This is a genomic window from Aquimarina hainanensis, from assembly GCF_042684685.1.
Taxonomy (GTDB): domain Bacteria; phylum Bacteroidota; class Bacteroidia; order Flavobacteriales; family Flavobacteriaceae; genus Aquimarina; species Aquimarina hainanensis.
This window is the reverse complement of record NZ_JBHULX010000013.1, coordinates 141,121-161,878: the sequence shown is the minus strand read 5'-3', so window position 1 is coordinate 161,878 and position 20,758 is coordinate 141,121. Positions and strand designations below refer to the sequence as shown.

General features: G+C 35.6%; 19 protein-coding genes. 2 read left to right on the top strand and 17 right to left on the bottom strand.

Features of this window, described 5'->3' with window-relative positions; translation table 11 throughout:
* The first annotated feature begins 53 nt into the window (after positions 1 to 53).
* Both ACFSTE_RS09100 and ACFSTE_RS09095 read left to right on the top strand, forming a co-directional pair.
* Entirely contained in the window at positions 54 to 329 is a 276-nt protein-coding gene (locus tag ACFSTE_RS09100) for a hypothetical protein (protein ID WP_176027354.1), read from the top strand.
* Positions 330 to 857: 528 nt separating this feature from the next.
* On the top strand, positions 858 to 1,298 hold the full coding sequence (locus tag ACFSTE_RS09095) for a GNAT family N-acetyltransferase (protein WP_176027355.1): 441 nt from the start codon (positions 858 to 860) through the stop codon (positions 1,296 to 1,298).
* A gap of 134 nt (positions 1,299 to 1,432) precedes the next feature.
* Here the strand turns inward: ACFSTE_RS09095 and ACFSTE_RS09090 are convergent, their stop codons facing one another.
* The 17 genes from ACFSTE_RS09090 to ACFSTE_RS09010 all read right to left on the bottom strand — a co-directional run bounded on the left by ACFSTE_RS09090 (position 1,433) and on the right by ACFSTE_RS09010 (position 20,628).
* Positions 1,433 to 2,272, bottom strand: coding sequence for a DUF4249 family protein (locus tag ACFSTE_RS09090; protein ID WP_378258838.1), 840 nt, complete (start codon positions 2,270 to 2,272; stop codon positions 1,433 to 1,435).
* Positions 2,273 to 2,278: 6 nt separating this feature from the next.
* Complete coding sequence (locus tag ACFSTE_RS09085) at positions 2,279 to 5,011, bottom strand: carboxypeptidase-like regulatory domain-containing protein (protein ID WP_378258836.1); 2,733 nt, start codon at positions 5,009 to 5,011, stop codon at positions 2,279 to 2,281.
* Positions 5,012 to 5,101: 90 nt separating this feature from the next.
* The gene (locus ACFSTE_RS09080) at positions 5,102 to 6,058 is read right to left on the bottom strand and encodes a FecR family protein (RefSeq protein ID WP_378258834.1); all 957 of its coding nucleotides are present in this window, start codon (positions 6,056 to 6,058) and stop codon (positions 5,102 to 5,104) included.
* 54 nt (positions 6,059 to 6,112) lie between these two features.
* Positions 6,113 to 6,616, bottom strand: coding sequence for a sigma-70 family RNA polymerase sigma factor (locus ACFSTE_RS09075; RefSeq protein WP_176027359.1), 504 nt, complete (start codon positions 6,614 to 6,616; stop codon positions 6,113 to 6,115).
* A gap of 151 nt (positions 6,617 to 6,767) precedes the next feature.
* Positions 6,768 to 7,421, bottom strand: coding sequence for a LysE family translocator (locus tag ACFSTE_RS09070; protein WP_217704361.1), 654 nt, complete (start codon positions 7,419 to 7,421; stop codon positions 6,768 to 6,770).
* Positions 7,422 to 7,542: 121 nt separating this feature from the next.
* Positions 7,543 to 8,247 (bottom strand): DJ-1/PfpI family protein, encoded by a 705-nt coding sequence (locus tag ACFSTE_RS09065; RefSeq protein WP_378258832.1) that lies wholly within the window; start codon positions 8,245 to 8,247, stop codon positions 7,543 to 7,545.
* A 68-nt stretch (positions 8,248 to 8,315) separates the two neighbouring features.
* Complete coding sequence (locus ACFSTE_RS09060; RefSeq protein WP_176027361.1) at positions 8,316 to 8,903, bottom strand: Crp/Fnr family transcriptional regulator; 588 nt, start codon at positions 8,901 to 8,903, stop codon at positions 8,316 to 8,318.
* A gap of 14 nt (positions 8,904 to 8,917) precedes the next feature.
* Complete coding sequence (locus ACFSTE_RS09055) at positions 8,918 to 9,370, bottom strand: tRNA (cytidine(34)-2'-O)-methyltransferase (RefSeq protein WP_378258974.1); 453 nt, start codon at positions 9,368 to 9,370, stop codon at positions 8,918 to 8,920.
* A gap of 40 nt (positions 9,371 to 9,410) precedes the next feature.
* Positions 9,411 to 10,418, bottom strand: coding sequence for a serine/threonine dehydratase (locus ACFSTE_RS09050; RefSeq protein WP_176027363.1), 1,008 nt, complete (start codon positions 10,416 to 10,418; stop codon positions 9,411 to 9,413).
* A gap of 312 nt (positions 10,419 to 10,730) precedes the next feature.
* On the bottom strand, positions 10,731 to 11,234 hold the full coding sequence (locus tag ACFSTE_RS09045) for a DUF2271 domain-containing protein (protein ID WP_254884078.1): 504 nt from the start codon (positions 11,232 to 11,234) through the stop codon (positions 10,731 to 10,733).
* The gene (locus ACFSTE_RS09040; RefSeq protein WP_378258829.1) at positions 11,231 to 12,730 is read right to left on the bottom strand and encodes an ankyrin repeat domain-containing protein; all 1,500 of its coding nucleotides are present in this window, start codon (positions 12,728 to 12,730) and stop codon (positions 11,231 to 11,233) included. Before ACFSTE_RS09040 ends, ACFSTE_RS09045 begins: the two co-directional genes overlap by 4 nt.
* Positions 12,731 to 12,876: 146 nt before the next feature.
* Positions 12,877 to 13,272, bottom strand: coding sequence for a hypothetical protein (locus ACFSTE_RS09035; protein WP_176027364.1), 396 nt, complete (start codon positions 13,270 to 13,272; stop codon positions 12,877 to 12,879).
* Positions 13,273 to 13,282: 10 nt separating this feature from the next.
* Entirely contained in the window at positions 13,283 to 14,932 is a 1,650-nt protein-coding gene (locus tag ACFSTE_RS09030) for a ribonucleoside-diphosphate reductase subunit alpha (RefSeq protein WP_176027365.1), read from the bottom strand.
* Between the two features lie 184 nt (positions 14,933 to 15,116).
* On the bottom strand, positions 15,117 to 16,091 hold the full coding sequence (locus ACFSTE_RS09025; RefSeq protein WP_378258826.1) for a ribonucleotide-diphosphate reductase subunit beta: 975 nt from the start codon (positions 16,089 to 16,091) through the stop codon (positions 15,117 to 15,119).
* A 431-nt stretch (positions 16,092 to 16,522) separates the two neighbouring features.
* Complete coding sequence (locus ACFSTE_RS09020) at positions 16,523 to 17,428, bottom strand: DJ-1/PfpI family protein (RefSeq protein ID WP_378258824.1); 906 nt, start codon at positions 17,426 to 17,428, stop codon at positions 16,523 to 16,525.
* Positions 17,429 to 17,432: 4 nt separating this feature from the next.
* Positions 17,433 to 19,817 carry a TonB-dependent receptor gene (locus tag ACFSTE_RS09015; RefSeq protein WP_378258822.1) on the bottom strand — a complete coding sequence of 795 codons (2,385 nt, stop codon included), beginning with the start codon at positions 19,815 to 19,817 and terminating at the stop codon, positions 17,433 to 17,435.
* 460 nt (positions 19,818 to 20,277) lie between these two features.
* Positions 20,278 to 20,628, bottom strand: coding sequence for a hypothetical protein (locus ACFSTE_RS09010; protein WP_176027369.1), 351 nt, complete (start codon positions 20,626 to 20,628; stop codon positions 20,278 to 20,280).
* Positions 20,629 to 20,758: the final 130 nt, after the last annotated feature.

Here is a 20,758-nt window from a genome sequence, read left to right as displayed (position 1 = left end):
TTTTTCTGTACTTGCTAACTCAAAAGCTAACTACTTTAACACAAACACAAATCATGAAAAACAAGATACTATTCCTTATAGTGGTATCACTGCTATATGTGATCGTTATACTTCCCAATAACAATCAAATAAACTATACGACCTTTTTAATAGAGTCAACGCGCTTATCTCCTTCATTTAACATGCAACAATATCTCAACAGATTCTCTCTGGAAGGGGCTACCTATTTTATTTACAAAAAAAATGATGGGCTGATAGCAATAAGTAACGAGGTCTCTACACAAACTCTTAAAAAGGTCGGGAATAAGCCCCATATTTTACTATTGTAACAGATAACAATCGTAAAGAAGACACAACGGGTGGTTGCCCTGGTATTCAACCGTATCGGGCAGACAGAATTTATGGTGCTGGAGATATGCTAAATTATCAATTAGGTTATTTTTCAATTGCAAGTAACTCTTCGATGATCTCCAGCCTATAAATTCTAAAAAAAATTGGTTTTGGATTTTGTAGTAACTGATAATGAATTCCAATGATAAAAAAACTTTCTCTTCACACAAATAGAAATAATGGATTTTACTGGAAAGATACACTTCCGGAAGATTACTACTTTCCAAAACCTTTATGCTACGATAATATTCGTATAAATCCCCGCGCCAAAGTATGGCATATACATGATCCCGACAGGGAACTATCCGATTAAAGAATTCTTATTAGGTCATAATTCGTAATCTGATGCACTTTGTTTAAGTTTATCTTGGATTTGTCGTAGTTCAAGAAGACCTTTCGGAAAAGAAAGGTCTTCTTTTTAAAAAAAATTGTAGAATTCATCGTATTTTACAGACTTATTATATTACATGGAGATTTCATATAGAAAAGCGACAGAAGCAGATATTGATTTTTTACTGAACCTCAGAAAAGAAACAATGGTTCCTCATTTAGAAAATCAACACCTCTTCTTATCAGAAGAACAGCATCTGAATCGGATACGTTTTCATTTTGAAGTTGCCTATATCATTCTCTTTAAAACAGGTCCGATAGGGCTTGTAAAATATTGTGAAACTAAAAAAGAAATACAACTCCTCCAGCTACAAATAACCCCTGATCTTCAAGGAAAAGGTATTGGAAGAAAAGTACTATCTTTTTTAAAACAACAATCGGCACAGAAGAAAAAACAAATAAAACTGACGGTACTTAAGTCAAACCCTGCCCAAGCGTTATATCAACGATTCGGTTTTCGAATTACAGGGGAAGATGCCAATGAATTTCATATGGAACTTCCTGTACAGGTTGAATAACATTGTACTTTGTAGTTGAACACAAACTTTACAAAAAAGAAAAAGGCTGTTTTTACACAACCTTTTTCTGGCGGCAGGCTTGATTTCTAGACCCTTAAATCTCCCCTGCCATAATAAACAACCATTTATTGTAATCAGAGCGAACCTTCTATAGAACTCACACTGGAAATTCCGAAATATCCCAAGGCTGCTTTGTTTGTTTCTACGTTAATAATATTACCGATCAGATGTGCTGGTGGGGAAGAAAATAACCTTCCAGGATCTCCGGAGTCATCATCATCATCATCTCCTTCGTCGATCTGATCTTCTCTCTGCAAAAGGGCATTTAAGTGAAACTGATAGGTCTGAAAATTGATATTATACACCGTCACGGTCACATAATTCCCTGTATCATCATCATCTTCTACAAATGCCTGGTCATTCCCATCGAATAACTTATCATTGGCTACCAAATATTCGTCCGATATAAATTGACCATTATTCGAATAAGAAAAATGCACTAAATAGAAATTAATATCATCCGCAGGATCTTTAAACACCACTCTGGTTAATCCATTTTTTCTGGTTACCTCTTTTAATTCTACCGGAGGTTTTAATCTTTCTTCTGCTGATCTGTAGTTGGTTCCGTCTGCTAGTTCAACTTCTACCCAATACATATTATTTAATACCGGAGACAAGGTTTCCAGACTGGTATACGTACCATTAGTCGCTGTAAAGTTATTGGTCAGTAAAGAAACCACCCCGTTTTGATCTTTTTGATATAGTGATACTGTTGCATCATTTACAGGATCTATGGTTTCTACATCTACAGGAACTGTTCGCTGGATATGTACATTCACATTTCCGGTCTGATTAAGCAATACCCCGGAAATAAACACTTGTGGTTCATGTGCAAAATCTATCTCTATTTCTTTGGTACATCCTACGAGTATTAGTAACAAAAAAACTGCTATAAGTTTATATAATGACTTCATCGTTTCTTAAAATTTAAAATTATACGTAACAAATGGAATAGGTGCTCCTATTAATGAGAATCTAAACGTTTTTAAGTTATTGTTCTTAAATGTAGAATACTCTGAAAATGCGTTTTTATTAGCATATACATTATACACCCCGAATGACCAGCTGCTTTTCCATCTTTTATCGGTATGCTTCGGAGCATAGGTAAATGAAATATCCAGTCTGTGGGTATCTGATATTCTAAAAGCATTACGGCTCGAATATGTCAGGTAAGGAGTTCCATTATGCACTAGCCTTCCTGTCGGTCTGGTAGTAGGTCTTCCGGTTTGATAGGTAAAAAATGTTCCTAACGTCCATTTTTCTCCTAATTTGTAATTTGCTGTCATATTCAGCATATGTGGTTTATCGTAATTAGATGGGTAAAACTTTCCATCATTAATATTTTCAGACGCAAATTCACTCTTTGTTTTTCTTCTGGTTTCTGAGTATGTATAATTAAGGTTCCCTGTTAACTTCCCTCTATTTTTATACACTCCGAACTCGGTTCCGAAAGAATATCCTTCTCCCGTAAGCAGTTGGGTCTCTAAATTTTCATTCAAAAACAGATCTGCTCCGTTTTTATACTCTACAATATTGTTAAAATCTTTATAATACCCTTCTACAGAAAAATTGTACACCCGGTCGCGTGTGTCATATGCATACCCTGCTGATACCTGATTTACTTCTAAGGGTTTTATAAAAGGTCCGGAAGGTTTCCAAATATCAAATGGTAGAGCGGCACTGGTATTAGAGATTAAATGTACATATTGAAACATTCGGTTATACCCTACTTTTACCGCTGCATTGTCTTTTATATCCCATTTCAAGGAAAGTCTGGGTTCCCATCCTGAAAAATCCTCTATAATTTCTCCTTTTTTATAGGTTGTCACTCCTGTAATGGTGGTAGCTGATTTTGGAAAATCAGGATCATAACTTGCTACATCATAAGGCCCTAAATTCCCAAACCAGGAATAACGAATTCCCGCATTAAGAGAAAATACGCCCCATTTTCTTTCATACTCGGCATATGGAGCAATTTCCAGTCCTTTTTCTTTTTGAAAACTAATCTCATTCAATCCATCTTCATCTACCTCCACCTTTGCTGGAGTAAATTGATATAATGTCCCATTAACTCCAAATCTGATTTGTGTATCTACATTTTGAAAAAAAGTAAAATCAGGTTTAAAAATCCAATTCTCTACAGAAGATGTCCACTTAAATGCTCCTGTACTTCCTGCACCTCCTCCTGCTTCATTATCAGAATCCAGGCTATAATCATATCGACTGTAAATTCCTGAAACATTCATGAATAACTTATTAGAAAAAATATGATTCCATCGCAATGTTGCTGTAGCATTTTTCCATTGAAAATCGATATCTTGCGACTGCTCTTCTACAGTTCCATCTTCATTCTTTTCTTCATCGAATTTTAACTTCATCACATCTGCTCCAAAATATCCGGAAGCAAATAGTTTATTATTCTCATTTATATCCCAGGATATCTTAGTATTCAGATCATAGAAATACACCTTACTATTCTTGATATCATCTCCCATCAAAGGAAAAAACAAATCAAAATAAGAACGTCTTCCTGACACTAAAAAGCTCAGCTTTTCTTTTTTTATAGGACCTTCGAGAGTCAATCTGGAAAATAGTAATCCCAGTCCTCCTTCTCCTTTGAATTTTTTATTACTTCCTTCTTTTTGACGTATCGCTAATACAGAAGATGCTCTTCCTCCATACCGCGAAGGAATTCCCCCTTTATAAAGCTTTATATCTTTGATAGCATCTGTATTAAACACAGAGAACAATCCCCATACATGAGAAGAACTATACACAGGTGCTTCATCTAACAGAATTAAATTCTGATCGATATTTCCTCCCCTAACATTAAAACCAGTAGCTCCTTCTCCAACGGTACTTACTCCCGGCTGTGTTAGAATCGCCCGGGTTACATCTGCCTCTCCTAATAAAGCCGGAATTTTCTTGATTTCTCTCGCCTTTAGTGTTGACACTCCTGAATGTATAGTAGCTACCTGACTCTTACTAGGGATTTCGGGGGATGTAATAACCACCTCATCTAATGCATTAGAAGCTATTTTTAAATCTACATTCATTTTTTTGTCTTCAGTCAGGTCGACATTTACTTCGTAATTTTCATAACCTATATATGAAAACTGAATTTTGTATTGTCCCTCGGGTAATGTCAGAGAATAAAAGCCATATTCATTAGACACTGTTCCTTTATTCTGACCTACAACAAGGATTGTTGCTCCTAGCAAGGTTTCTCCTGTATCTGCTTCTCGTACCCCTCCACTAATGGTAAAATTACCATTGCTGGTTGGATCTTTTTTACCTGATAAGATCACATGTTTTTTTCGTATGGAATACTGTATACTCGTATCCCTGAATAATTGCTTTAATGCTTCTGATAAATATTCATTGTCTACATTGATATTATAGGTTTCGTTTTCGTCTATCTCATCATTATTATAGACAAAACTATAGGTTGTTTGTTCTTCTATTTTCTCTAATATACTGTGCAATTGCACATTGGATAATTCTAAGGATATTTTATCTTGTGAAAATGTATTTATCGCCATGAGTTGAAGGCAACCCAGCAAATAAATAGATAATGATAGCTTCATTAATAATGCGCGTTTTTTTCCAGAACTTTTGGCATAGAAAAGCCCTATGAAATGTTTTATTTTCATACATTTAAAAAGTTGATAATTAATACTGATCTCGTGATGAGTTTGTTATTGACTTTCTGTGTGGAGGAATGGCGGTTTCTCCACACTCTTTTATTTTATAACATACTCTTTTTCAGACATTGACTGATATTCAAACGGTTTTATAAGTTGCAATGTTTCTAATATTTCCTGGATAGATGTATTCTCTTCAAAGGTTCCCGTAAAATTAGAATTGGATACTTGTTCATTTTCAAAGTTGATTTTAATATTATACTGAATACTTAGGTCCGTTGCGATTTCTCTAAACGATTTATTTTTAAATATAATTTTACCTTCTTTCCAGCCTATAATGGTATTGGTTGTTTTTTCTACAGTTTGTTCTATTCTTTTATCTTTTTTATAGAAAGTGACTTTATCTTTCGGATCCATCAGGATCTTTTCTTTAAAATGTTTATCTGAGCTTACTTCTACTTTACCTGTCAGCAACACCGTTTCTGTATAGGCTTTATTTCCATAGGACTTCACATTAAAACTGGTTCCCAGTGCTTTTACTCTGATATGATCCGGAGTATCTACTGTAAAGGGAACTTTTTTATTTTTTGCAACTTCAAAAAAAGCTTCTCCTTCTAGATAAATAGCCCTTGGGTTTTTCTCATCATACGTGATGGTGCTCGAGGCATTTAGCCAAATCAAAGAACCCTCCGGCAGTTTGATTTCTTTTCGTTCTCCATAATTCGTAGTAATAGTAATCGCATCTGATGATGTGTAAAAAAATGCATACATCCCCGAAAGAACCAAGACGATCAAAACTGCAGCATACTTATAAAGATTTCTTTTTTTGAATGTCTTTTCTTTGTGCACTTCATCAAAAAACTGCTTTTTTGCCGAAACCACATCCGCGGTAGTAAGTACTGAAGTCTTCTTATATATTCCGGTTATTTCCTGAAAAAGTTCCTCATCATATGCATTGGATGTTTTCCATGCTTCTACCTGCTGTATTTCTTCTGCTGTTGCATTCCCCGAGACATATGCCCAAAGCATCGCTTCTGTTACTACATCATATTTCATATTCGACATTTTATATATATAACGTTTGTCGAATAAGGGTACCCTATATTTTTTTTACAAAAATTCTTTAAGTCCCTTTCTAAAAGTAGTCAAAGCCTTGGAAACATGCTGTTCTACGGACTTTACAGAGATCTCTTTTTTTTCTGCAATTTCTTTATAAGTAAGTCCTTTTTCTCTGGAAAGCTGAAATATTTCGGCGGTTTTTGCCTGAAGTGAATTATAAATCTCGTGAATTCGACTGTTAATTTCCCACTCATTATCCAATTCTTCTGATAACTCTTTATTAATGAAGTAAAGATTGGTGTTTTTTTCTCTGGCTTTTGATTTCCTATAAAAGTCGATTATTTTATTTTTCAGTACGATTATCAGGTAGGATTGAACGGATCGTTTTTCTTTTTGTACACTTTCAAAATTCTGCCATAACTTGATAAAAGTTTCCTGCACAATTTCTTCTGACATATCTTTTTCTCCCAATCGCTTAAATGCGTAATTGTATAAAGGTGTATAGTGCTGGTCAAATAAGTCCGAAAACTCTTTTTCCTTGTTTCGATATATCATCTTTGAGTTGGTCTAGCTAATTTAATAAGAGCTTAACAAATTAAATGATTTTTCTAAAGAAATGTATAAAACTCACTTCTTATTTTTTTGTTAAGATATTTTGATATAAGACCTTAAACAGGAAATAAAGTTACAGTTTTGACTGTTATTTTTATTTACTTATCGCCAGTTTGATTCCAAAAGAAACAAAAACAACTCCAGAGATTTTATCCAGCCATTTTTTTATTTTCTGATTTTGTTGAATTTTTTCTGAGAACCTAGCGGAGAAAATCGCCAATAATGTACACCACAAAACTCCGGTAAAGACATAGGTAAAGCCCAGTATCAAAAAGGAAAGTAAAGGCATTTCGAATTCCGGATTGACAAACTGAGGTAAAAAAGCAATATAAAACAACGCTACTTTAGGGTTTAGCAGGTTCGTCAATGCTCCTGACAGGTATATTTTTTTATAGCTCTCTTTTTTAGAAACGTGAACTCCTTCCATTTTTTTGTTACTAAAAATCAGCTTACAACCTAGTCCTATCAGATATATAGCTCCGAGATATTTTACAATATCAAAAGCCAGTTGAGATTCTGCTAATAAGGCAGAGAGTCCAAAAGCAGTTAACAAAGTATGCATGGCTGACCCGGTACAGATTCCCATGACGGAAATGACACCGCTTTTAGTTCCTCCAGAGAGGCTTTTTCCCAGAATATACATAGTTCCGGCTCCCGGAGTCATATTTAATAAAATGCCTGTTGCTACAAAAGCGCCAAAATTCTCTATCCCAAACATAATTACACAAGTTACAAACTGCTTCCTCAAAAATACGTTTTTATCTTGTTACCAGACACTTTACGACCTCCTTTTCTTCAGTTAAAACAACAAAACATGAAGAAACCCCTTCATGCTTTGTTGATACATACTCGTCTTTGACAGGTTATTTTTATAGCCTGTCTAATAATAGTACTTCTTCTACGTATTTTCTGTGTACTACCGAAGTCATTTTCTCTAATAAATCCAACGAAGATGTATAACTTACCAATCCTCCATTAGACGAGAAAAATTTTCCATCTCTTGCTACCGAAATGGTACGATCATCCAAAACCTGCAGCTGAGGATATGCTTTTTGCAACATTTCGCCTCCGGTCACATATGTAACGATTTCTTTTTGATCTGCAATCCCTGAGGCACCTACTAAGAATGCTCCTGCACAATGACTAGCTATGTACTCTGTCGTTTGGTTTTGTTCTTGTATGAATGTTATTAATGTGGTGTCTTTTTCCTGCACATCAGGATGATAAGAGCTCGGGATAACCAAGACATTGAGATTCGGGGTTTCTTCCAGCTTAAAATCGGGAAAAACGACCAGACCTTCTTCACTTTTGTATGCTCTTTGCTCCTTGGCCAGTGTTACAACATTAAACAGCGGGGTTCCTTCTTTATCCGGTTTCGCGAATACATCAATAGGCGCTATCACTTCATTCGTTAGGAATCCGTCAAAAATAAGGACACCAATAGTGGGCATACCCTGGATCAGTTGTTTTGTTTTCATGTTTCTTGTTTGATTAATCGATTGTGTATCTTTTTCTTTTTTCGGAGAGCAGCCTATTAGACTGATCATCAAGAAAAATAAGATTGTTCTTCTCATAAAACTGTTTTTTGATATCTCAAAACTACTGGAGAAAAAGCTCAAAAAAATTAATCAAGATTAAGAAACTACTTATATTTTTTTGCTTTCATTTTACTTAAAAATTCAGGTGTAAAACCGAGATAAGAAGCTAACATATACTGGGGGACTCTTCGGGCAAATTCAGGATTTGCCGTAACAAACACATCGTACATTTCTTCTCCGGACATACTAAACATATATTCCATTCTTTTCTGAATTGCCATATAGGTTTTTTCCATTATTTTCCTAAAAAAACGTTCTATTTTAGGCAATTTAGCACATAATTCTTCTAGTTTTTCTTCATTCAGAACTAAAACCTCTGCATCTTCGATTGCCTGAATATTCATTACAGAAGGGCATTGTGCTATCAGACTATTGTAATCCGTAATCCACCAATACTCTAGACCAAAATGCACAATCTGCTCAACCCCTTTAGGATCTAAATAGTATACGCGAAAACATCCTTTTGTTACAAAATACCTGGAATGACATATTCTTCCTTCCTGAAGAAGATATTCTTTTTTCTTCAATTTTTTAGATGTCAAAAAGGAAGCTACAAGTGTTAGCTCTTCATCAGAAATTGAGATATATCGCTTGATATATTCTGCCAGGTTCGGATCAATTTCTGTTTTCATTTTAGTACGATATGTTACTGTAATTGCCGAAGTCCTTCGTATACTACAATGCTTACTGCATTTGCTAAATTAAGACTGCGAATATGCTCGCTATACATTGGTATTTTGTATACTTGATCCTGATGTTTCTGAACAATTTCTTCTGAAAGTCCTACAGATTCTTTTCCAAAAATCAAAAACATGTCATCTTCAAAAGGGATATCCCAATGAGATTTTTCTCCATGACTGGAAAAAAAAGCCATCTTTTTATCTTTATTTTTTTCAAAAAATGCTTCTACACTATCATAAACCGTCAATGAAATGTGTTTCCAGTAGTCGAGACCAGCTCGTTTTAACCTGGAGTCATCAATCTCAAAACCAAAAGGTTTAATCAGATGAAGATGAGACCCTGAAGCCAGGCTCAATCTTCCTATATTTCCCGTATTTGTTGGTATTTCTGGTTCTACAAGAACAATATGATATGGCATAATAACACTTTTGGAAGGCAAGATACTAGTAAATTTTATTTCAAAAATGGTTTTTCATAGATAAAGAGGGAGGATTCGACAATTGGTCTTCTTTCCAAATTGTACGATTTGTATTATGATCAATATTACCCCCTGATAGTATAATGAGTATTTTTTTTCTCGATGATTGTTCTGATAACCATTTTGCTGCTCCTGCCATAGCTAAGGCACTGGTAGGTTCTATATGTAGCTTAAGCAAATGTGTTAACCACTGTGTCCAATAGATCATTTTGTCTTCTCCTATTTCATAAAAAGCATCCAATTGTTTGAGGTATTCAAAAGTAATTTCTCCTACGGCTAGTGTCATGGCTCCGTCTGCCAATGTATTGGGTGCTTCTGACAAACGATGAATTTTATTAGCTCGCAATGATTGAGCAGCATCATTTCCTGCCAGTGGTTCTGCTCCGATTACTTTTGTTTTTGCAGATATCCCCCTTGAGGCAATAAGACTTCCTGATAGCAATCCTCCACCTCCACAGGGAGCAAAAATAGCATCGACCTCTCCTGTTTCTTCTATCGCTTCTAATACAGCGGTTCCTTGCCCTGAAATTACCTGTTCGTGATTAAATGGAGGAATCCATACGGTTCCTTCTTTTTCAGATGCCTCTCTTACTTTCTGATCTGCAATATCGCGGGTATCACACAATACGACTGATGCCCCATAAGAGGCTGTTGCCTGAATTTTTACCTGAGAAGAATACGATGGCATAAAAATAGTTGCAGATACCCCTAACCTACTAGCAGCCCATGCTACTGCCTGTGCATGATTGCCCGAGCTATTTGCTACAATATGTTTAGGAATACGATTATTTTCTGCTAACCATGAAATAGTATTACAGGCTCCCCGAGCTTTAAAAGCTCCAACGCTCTGAAGACATTCTGCTTTAAAATAAATATCATGCCCCATCCATTGGTTTAGCAATGATGATTGTACTATGGGTGTTCGGGTTACATGAGGAGCTATTCGTTCTCTTGCACTTCGCACATCAGATATGTTTAAAAACTTCATAAGGCTTCCTTTTATACTATACCTCTTTTTTTATTCTAAAAGCGAGGTATCATTTTCTTACGGGGAAATTTGAGTCTACACTGCTATCATTATGCGGGTTTACTCTTAGGTATAAAAGTAATACAATCAATTAAATCTTATCTTTTTTTTAACGAATATATAGGATATAAGAAAGGAGAGAACAACGTAAAAACACAATGCCAGTTTAGTATCGTCTCTCCTTCTTTCTTCTACTTTTTTAAAGTGAGTTAGGATGCTTGTAAATACGTAAGAGGTATATTACAATAAAAGTAGAATCATTTTGTATATATTTTATTCTGTTAACAATCGCACATATCGTATATATCCTTTTCCTGTATGCTTTTCTTTTGTAATAGCAGATGTCAATGCTACTTCGATATCTTTTTCGTAGTATTCCTGATCTTCTACTGCTGTTTCAAATCTAATTTTATACCCTGCATCTATTTTATCACTAGGTATTTCTATCAGCTGTATTTTCCGTTCGCCATTACCGATGGTCGCTCCTGTTATCGCATCTAAATCAGCTCTTTTTTTTCCCTGGAAATCCCACCATGCTGGAATATCACTATACCATTCTGTATCATCTCCATTCACATAGAGTGTTTTCTCATAGGTTCCTTCCGGGCTCATTAAAGAAATAATTACATAGGCTTTTTCTCCAGTATAATTCTTCATCTGGAGCATGCACTTATACCGGGTCATATCTTCTCTAACGGCACTACTGGTCAAAAAGAGCACTATTAACAGGCCATTAAAGAACCAGCCTGTCTTTTTTAGCATTGCATTTCGTATCATTTCAAAAAGTTTAAACTAGAATTATTTTCTTTTAAAAGTTCATTTTCAGTGGCCAGATCATATACGCTCTCATTGAATTCTGTTACAATCTTTTTATCTGCTCCTATGGTCATTAAATACTTTAGGATTTTTGGATTTTTGGATTTCATTGCAGCAAGGTGCAACGCGGTATTACCGTTTTTATCCTTTGTGTTTATATTAATCCCCATAGCATGTATTTTCTTTAACAGAGGAATACTGTGTTTCTCCATAGCAATATGAAATAAGGTACTTCCATTTCCTTCGGAGATTTGACTATTCCACCCATGTTTTTTTAACAGCGCTACTTTTTTATCAAAGTCATTTTCCTTCTTTGAGCTGAATGATTTAATTAAGTAATATCCGATCGTATTTCCTTTTTTATCCACTGCATTTACATTGGCTCCTGCTGTTAGTAAAAACTCAACTATTTCTGGGGTATTTCTCTGGACTGCTCTTGCCAATGCAGAAACTCCTTCATTATTTGTGATTGTAACATCTTTTCCTTTATTTGCTAATAGCGTTACTACCGGTAAGGTGTTTCTATAAGCAGCATTGATAAGAGCGGTATTTCCATTCACATCTTTTTGATTAACATCCACTCCTTTTGATACAAAATATTCAAAAACAGCGGTATCTTTTGCATTATAGGCTAATCCATGAAGGGGAGTAATTCCTTTATTGGTTGTCACATTAGAGGCAACTCCTAAATTCTCTAAATACTTAAAAAAAGAAAGTGGATTGGCTTTTCTTCGGGTTCTACTAGCCATTATCATGGCATTTCCTCCTTCTTCGTTCTTCCCATTATGAGAAATTCCTTTTTTCTTAAGCTGCTCCAGTATTGGAATATTAGCTTTCTTAGCCGCATAATTAAAGGCGTTATTTCCTAACGTATCTTCACCATAGAGATCTAGTCCCTTTTTAGTGAAATAGGTTACCAGATCAAAGTCATTCAGATGTGGTAATATCAATAATAATGCATTTGCTCCATCTTTATTTACTTCGTTTACAACATCTGCTCCCTGAGCAATACAGTACTCATATATTTTCTTATCTGTCTGTCCGGTCACTGCTGCAAATAACAATAAAGAATATCCGGTACCATCAACAATATCGGTTTTGGCTCCATTAGCCACCAGATATTTCATCAGTTCTAAATTTCCTTTGTAGGCTGCCCAAAAAATGTATGTTCTTGCATCATGCGTTCTTTTGTTCACATCATTTCCTTTGTTTATCAAATGAATAATTGTTTCATTGGATGCCTTCTCCAGAATCGCATAACATACTGCATCAAACCCATGAGAGTTCGAAGCCGTAGGAGAAGCTCCTTTTTTAATTTTAGCCTCTACACTGGATATGGTCGGATTTGTCTTCCAATACGCGCGGTCATGAAACGGGTTACTTTCCTGAGCAGTTATCTTCAAGCTGCCGATGCATAGTAAAATGACTGTATAAACTGCTATTGCTCTTTTCATCATACACTTAATTAATAGTGGTAATTAACATATTGACGGATCAATATTTATTATTTAGAATTAATCTAATTAAGAACAAAGAAACAAAAAAAAGGTATACGTTGTATCTATCAAGTAGTTAAATTTACACGTATACCTTCTTTTAAGTACTAGTTATTCCTCGTCAATCTATAGTGTTCTACAGCTGAAATTAAGGATACAACCAATACAATACTTAAGAGTGTTAATTGGGAGAAATTACGGGATGTTCCGGATATTTCCTCAAATAAATGCATTCCATGCGACAGCGTATACAATACACTTATTACCAAAAGAATGTAGTGAGTTATTCTTCTTTTAGTGTATAGTAATATCACAATCCAGAGAAAAGGGAGGTGATAGTATATCCCTCGTATTATATGAATAGAGGCAGGTTCTTCTCCATTGGCATCCGGTCTCTTGATATCGATCCCATAAAATACACCACTTATGTGATAATTAAAATGTAGCATCATTCCAATTAATAATAATATCCATAGAACAATGAGTTTATTTCTTGTTTCCATAAGTAAAAAATTATGATGCACAGGCTTCACAGCTATCCTTAAAAGAATTTACTAAACGATGAGCTACGGATTCTGAACGCTGATAATACAATGATTTTACTCCTAATTTCCAGGCCTCGATCATCAATTGATTTACTTCTTTAATAGGAATATCCGGGGAAATATTAATATTGAGTGATTGACTTTGATCAATATATTTCTGACGAATAGATGCCTGAGTTATAATTTCGTATGGATTAATTTCCTTAAACGTTTTAAAAACGGCTTTTTCGTGTTCTGTCAAACAATCTAAATGTTGAACAGAACCATGTTTCATAAGAATCGAACTCCATATTTCTGGCAGGTCTTTCCCTTTTTCTGCCAACAGGGATTTTAAAAACTTATTTCTTCTGGTAAAGTTCCCTTTGGCCAAACCTACTTTGTAATAATTACTATTATAAGGCTCTATCCCGGGAGATGTCTGCCCCAAAATAGAAGAAGATGAAGTCGTCGGTGCAATGGCTAATAAGGTTGTATTTCTTCTGCCATACCCCTTTAATACTTCGGGCTCTCCGAATTCTTCTGCTAATTTCCTGGAAGCTTCCTGCGTTTTTCCTTGTAGTTCCTTAAAAAAGGAGGCGGTAAATTGTTTTGCTTCAAAAGACTCAAAAGGGATACTGTTTTTTTGCAAATACGCATGGTACCCCATAACACCTAGCCCCAAAGCTCTATGTCTTTTGGCAAAATTATACGGGCGCTCCATATAGGGCATTCCTTTGCTTTTTGCAATAAACTCTTCCATTATACCATCTAAAAACCATATAGCTGTTTCCACTGCATCTGTATCTTTCCATTCGTCATATAGTTCCATATTCATAGAGGCTAAACAACATACAAAAGATTCTTCTTTATTAGCAGGCAGTGAAATTTCAGAACAGAGATTCGAATTATAAATCCTCATTCCCTTGTCCTGATATACATCTGCTGCATTTTTGTTTACCGTATCAGAGAACTGTATATAAGGCAGTCCTTTTGCTTGCCTGGACTTTAATACTTTTGCCCATAAGCTTCTTTTTTCTGTATCTCCATCTATCATTTCCTGCATCCAATAATCAGGAATACACACCCCGAAGAACAGATTCTGAATAGCATTCCCTACATCCTTGATATTCAACAACTCTTCGCAGTCGGGATGATCAATATCCAAATAGGCTGCATAGGCTCCTCTTCGAACTGCTCCTTGAGAAATGGTATCTACCATAGCATCGAACATTTTTAGAAATGAGATAGGACCTGATGAGGCACCATTATCCTTTATTTTGGTTCCCCTGGGACGTAATGCTCCAAAATAACCTGAGGTCCCTCCTCCCATCTTAGTCATCATAATAGACTCACTAAGGCTATGGGTTATTCCCTCTATGGTATCTTCTGTATAGGACCCAAAACATGAAATTGGCAGTCCCCTATCGGTTCCCATATTTGCCCATACCGGGGATGACAGCGACATCCACCCATAAGAGATTAACTCTTCGAACTTTGATTGAAGTGCTGGTTTTTTTAATCGTATTGCAGTAGCGTTCGTTATTCTTTTTACAGCATCTTGTACTGTTTCTCCCTTTAGAAGATATCCTCTTTCTAACATGGTCTGAGATTCCTCAGATATCCAATGATATGCTTTCATATAGTTGTGGTATTAATATAGTATGTATGTGTTGTTTTTAGTAAACGCTTTTGAGAACTACTCCCAGCGCATGAAGCTATTACTGTATGTATACATTAGTATCAATAGTAAACACGTAATTGCTTTTTGATAAAATCATATGATATCAAGCGGATGCTTGAAATACTTCGGCTTTTATCCCCTCTTAAAACAGGTCATTGGCGGTAAAAGATTGATTATGTTTGGTATAATCAACAGGTCTTTTGGCAAAAAAATCATCATTCGCATTTGCGAACACTTCTTCTTCAAACCACTGCATCGCATTGATTTCTTGAGTAGTTACTTCAAAAACGGCAGGAATATCGATAGCTTGTAAACTTTCATTCACCCGATGCTTCATAAAAGCAACCAACCTGTTTTTGGGCAAATGAGCTAGTTCTCCCTGCTCGAATATCCAATCTAGTATCCCTTCTTCTGTCTCTATAGAATCTATGGCCGCTTCCTGAATGACACGTATGGTTTCTTCATTAAAAAAATCCGGATATTCTTGCCTGATAATATTGAATATGTAAATCCCTGCCTGAGAGTGAATTTGCTCATCTTTTGAGGTCCATGCAATAATATTACTTGTATTTTTCAGCAATCCTTTGAATCTGGTAAAAGAGAGAATAATTGCAAATTGACTAAACAAAGAAACATTTTCTATAAATAAAGAAAAGACCGCCAGGGATTTTGCAAAATCCTCCTTACTATGCCCCGGAGCTAACGTCAGGTATTTTTTAAGCAGCGTGACTCTCGATCGTAAGGGAGGAGATGCTAGTGCTGCTTCAAAGTCTCCATTTAAATCCAATACTTCTAATAATCGGGAGTAGGCTTCTGAGTGCCTAAATTCACACTCTGCAAAAGTACTCCCCAACCCATTAAACTCTGGTTTAGGCAATTGTGTATACAGTTTTCCCCAAAATGCTTTGACAGTTACTTCTATTTGTGCAATTGCTAACAATGTATTTTTTATCGCATGTTGCTCCGAGGCTGATAACTCGACTTTGAAGTCCTGAATATCTCCGGTAAAATCCACTTCGGAATGTACCCAATAAGTATGGTTTAAAGCGTTGACAAATTCTAAAACTTCGGGATACTCAAATGGTTTGTAACTGGTTCTTTCTTCAAAAATGCTCATTCTATTTCTTTTTTTAACGTTTAAGACCCTTTTACAGTTTCCGCTGCGTTTTGATTGTTATTTTTTAATGATCTGACGGGGTTGTCAATAATTTTATATGACCACAATCAATGGTAGCATTTCTACTTTCTTGTCTTTACTTGATATGATTTTTTGTTTTCCTTCTTTATGACTTTACATCATTAACACAAAATTAATTTTTAATTAATCTAAATAACTATTGATTTGTTTTAGTTCTTCACAATCTTATCAACACATGCAACAAACACCTTAAAAACAACACATTACACCAAAAAACTTTTCCCCTTATACTTCTTGCTATTTTTAGTTACTTTTTATTTTTTCGGGCAGTACTTCGACGATTATCAATCGTATATATATAAAAAACAGCACTAAAAAGTGCTGTTTTTCTTCCCCCTGAAACATGAAGTTTATGGTAACTCCATACGTAATTTTTTAGCTGTTTCGAGGCTATCTATCAACGGTTCTACACCTGCATCATACATCGATTTCATCATATACCTCATCACAATTCCTGTTTTATCCGGAGTTCCTCCTTTGATTGGTGGGTGAGGATCATACTCCATGTCCAACATCACCCCCTGAGTATAATCTTTTCCCAAAATATCATTAAGTATAGCTAATGACATATCCATTCCTGCTGTCACACCGGCTGCAGTCCAATATTTACCATCTTGTACATATCTTTTTTTCACAAATTCAGCCCCGTATTTCTCCATCATTTCCTCTGCATTATACCAGTTGGTAGTCGCTTTTCTTCCTTTTAATAGTCCTGTTGCTCCCAACACCCATCCGCCGGTACAAACACTTGCTGTATAAAAAGTTGTTTTATCTATTTTTCGAATCCATTCATGTAATTGCTCATCATAGACATTCTTGATTGTTCCTCTAAATCCTCCTGGTATTACTAAGATATCTAACTTATCTACTGAGTCTTTTACGGTATCAGGGATAATTTGAATTCCCGAGGTTGTTTTAACAACTCCCGGTTCCAAGGCGACCAGCCTCGTCTTTGCTCCCATAATCTGCCCTAAGATATATCTGGGTCCCATCACATCAAGAATATTACATCCGTTGTATACCAGAATCCCAATTGATCTAACCCTGTATTTTGGTTTTCCAAAAAACATGTCCATCATCGAATCGTGATTTTCTTCGGTAATTTCCGGTAAGCTATCAATTACTCTGGAGGCTTCTGCTTCATCGACAATACTATCCACCATCGTATCATTGTGTCCTGTCGTATCTTTTTCTCCACAGGAAAACACTACTAATGAGAGCAATAGTAATGACAGGTATTTATATTTCTTTTTCATTTTTTTAAAATTTATATCTACATGTGATTCCTATACTTCTGGGAGCTGCCATGTTTGTCGATCTTCCAAAAGAAGTATCAGGCGTTCCATATGCTATATACCGTTTATCAAACAGGTTTTGCCCCCAAACAGCAATATCTAATTCATTGCTTTCATAACTTAGCCGAGCGTTAAATAAACTGTAATTTTCTTGCTCCAGGGTATTCTGTATATCGGTATAGTAGGTGCCTATATTTCTAAACTCTCCTCTCAGTGTCAAGTTCTTTCTATTAATAGGAAATGTATATTGAGAAGCTATAAAAAGAGTCGTCTTTGGAGCGTTGGATAACCTATTCCCTTCCAACTGCTCTTCTATTTCTACAAATGTAACGGGGTCAATTCTTCTCAGCAAAAAGTCCTGATATTCAGTATCATTATATCCTAGGCTGACATCAAGTTGCCATCCTTTTACCGGAATTGCAGAGGCTTCTAATTCTATTCCCATTGATCTTGCATCCCCTACATTCTCTATTGCAAATGTCAGAGGTGCTACTAAATTAGAAAACTGAAGATCTTTCCAATTAATCAAAAAAGAGGTTGCTGATACATAGATTTTTTTATTTACAAAACGTGCCTTATACCCTACCTCATAATTATCAGAGTATTCAGGGTCATAAGTTTCTTTATCTATTTCAGGTACATTAAGTCCGTTAATTCCTCCTGCTCTAAATCCTTTGGTATAACTAGCATATAGTGTCATTTCTTTTCCGGGAATGTATGACAGGGCGACTTTGGGAGATATCGCAGAGAACTCCCCCTCTTTTTTTACTAGTGGATTATTTTCTATGATCGTTTCTCCCACAAAAAGTAAATCTCCCAATGTATTATAGGCACTCTTCCTTTTTTCAAAATCATAACGAATTCCCCCTGTCATTTTTATTTTTTCCGTCATACTATAACTTGCCTGACCAAAAGCAGCTATTCCAAAGTTATCCTGTTCATTTTTCATAATGATATATCCTCCTGGAAGATTCACCGGGTCTTCTGTCGCAAAATTACTTGCCGGAGAAAATGCTTGTTGTGTGAACCCATATACTCCCATTGTATATTGTATCGGACTGCCATTTTCTTTGGAATCAATTCGTATTTCCTGGCTAAAAACCTGCTGAGGATCGAGGGGCGCTCCTATTTTTTTCCCATCAAAGGAAGCATAGAATCCCCCTGATTCGATATCCTTAAATTCCAAACCTACCCGTTGATATGCGCTAATCGAGGATACGGTGAAATCTGAGCCATAAAACTTAAGTGCCAGAGAGGTATTAACTAAATTTCGCTTGTGTTCTCCTATCCTGTTCAGATATATTTTGTCTGGATTTGCCAAAGCTATTTTTTCATCACTTACAGTGGTAAAAAATGCACTAGCATCGGAAATATCCATTTGTTGTTTTATATTAAACGTGGCACTAAACTTAGTTCCTGGCAACCATTTTAAAAACAGGTTGGTATAAAAACTTTCTTCATCTCCAACCCGGTGTCCATCAATGGCTGTGTTCTGAAGAAGGGTCTGGGAAGTATCATTTCTTAAAAAACCATGTTTAGACGTATACATTCCATCCACTCCTAAAAAAAGTGTATTCTTTATGATAGGTGTCTTTATGCCTACTACATAACGTTGCGTGTTCCTATTTCCCAGATTTACTTCTGCAAATCCACTGGTTTTATTGGTTGGTTTTTTTGTCAAAACATTGACGACACCTCCCATTGCATTTCGACCAAACAATGTTCCTTGTGGTCCTCTTAATACTTCTATTCGCTCAATCTCAGAAAGCTGAACTCCATTAGCTAATATATCTATAGAATTCACGCCATCGATATAGGTTGCTACTGCTGGGTTTTCACTAAAAACCTGCACCCCCCGAATTACCTGCACCTGTTGAAACCCTACTCCCAATTCATGGTACGTATAGTTAGGGACCACTCCATTTAATGTTGTAAAATCCCATGCCCTCATCTCATTTACTTTTTTCCCTGATAATGAGGACACTGCTAATGGGGTTTCTATTATAGTTTGCTCTCTTTTCTGAGCTGTTATTACAATTTCCTCTAAGGAAGTAGTTGTTTTTTCTAAAACAATCTCAACTCCCTGAGAAATCTGATCGGGAATAATGGTCATCGTTCTTGTTGTGTATCCTAATTTGGAAATGACAATACGAAACAACTTTTCTCTTAGGGGTAATACAAATACGCCTTTCGTATTGGTAATGGTTCCCTGATCACTATTGAGTATATCAATATGTGCATTAGGGATTGGAGTTCCGTCAGTTGCTGTGACAACTCCATTAATTGACTGTGAAAACATAGGTATCGTTACTAAGAGAAAGATCCCTATGACTGCTTTTTTTAACTTCATTGGTTTATTGTTAGTAATGTGTATACAATTCATTTAAAAACAACACATTATATGAAATAGTATACACTACCTCACATCTATTTTTCTTTACTATAGATGCATCATTTAATTTTGTTTAGATGAGCTGCGCTTTTGGTCATAGCATACTCCGATCACTCTGGTAGTGTTTAGATACTATGCTATCAGTGATAAGACTATCTTATCTGTATAACCAAAAACCGGATGTTTTCTCTCAGAGGGTCTTATCTTTTTCAACACCATACATTGTACGATTTGATCTAATAGATTACATCGAACAATCTATTCAATAGCAGTCTATACCAGTACAATACTCTACATAGAGACCTCTGGTCATGGCATTCGGATCTTCACATAAGTAGTTGAACCTACTCTAAGAAATCAAATGCTATAGCACAAAACTAAAATTGGTTATGAAGTAAAATTTTTTCCTCTGTTCGGCTTACACAAAACGAGGAGGATGGTCAATTGGATAGTACACTTCCATGAAATGGATTTCTTCCCATCTCCAATTGGTTTTAGAATAGAAAGGTATTTGTAATTCTTTTATGGTTACATGAAGATTTTCATAATAAACGGGAATAAAGCTTTCTGCTATCCGAACTATTTTTTCTCCTGTTCTTCCCTTATTCTGTAGAGAGAAATTCATTTGTTTAGAGAGGTGACATTTTCCATTACACCTCAACATAGGGCGTTCTTTATTAACGCAATATTTCTCAATAATTTCGTCAATATTTAATTGATAATACACCATCCCGCTAAACTGGGAAACCGGTCTAATAACAAATATCATTAATAGTATTATGACATACCCTATTCTCAAGCAATTCTTGTTTTGAACAAAAATAATTTATATCGTATCGATCCTCCTAGTTTTTTAACAATTTTCACATTGTTTCGTCGATTTATAAGACAACTCATAT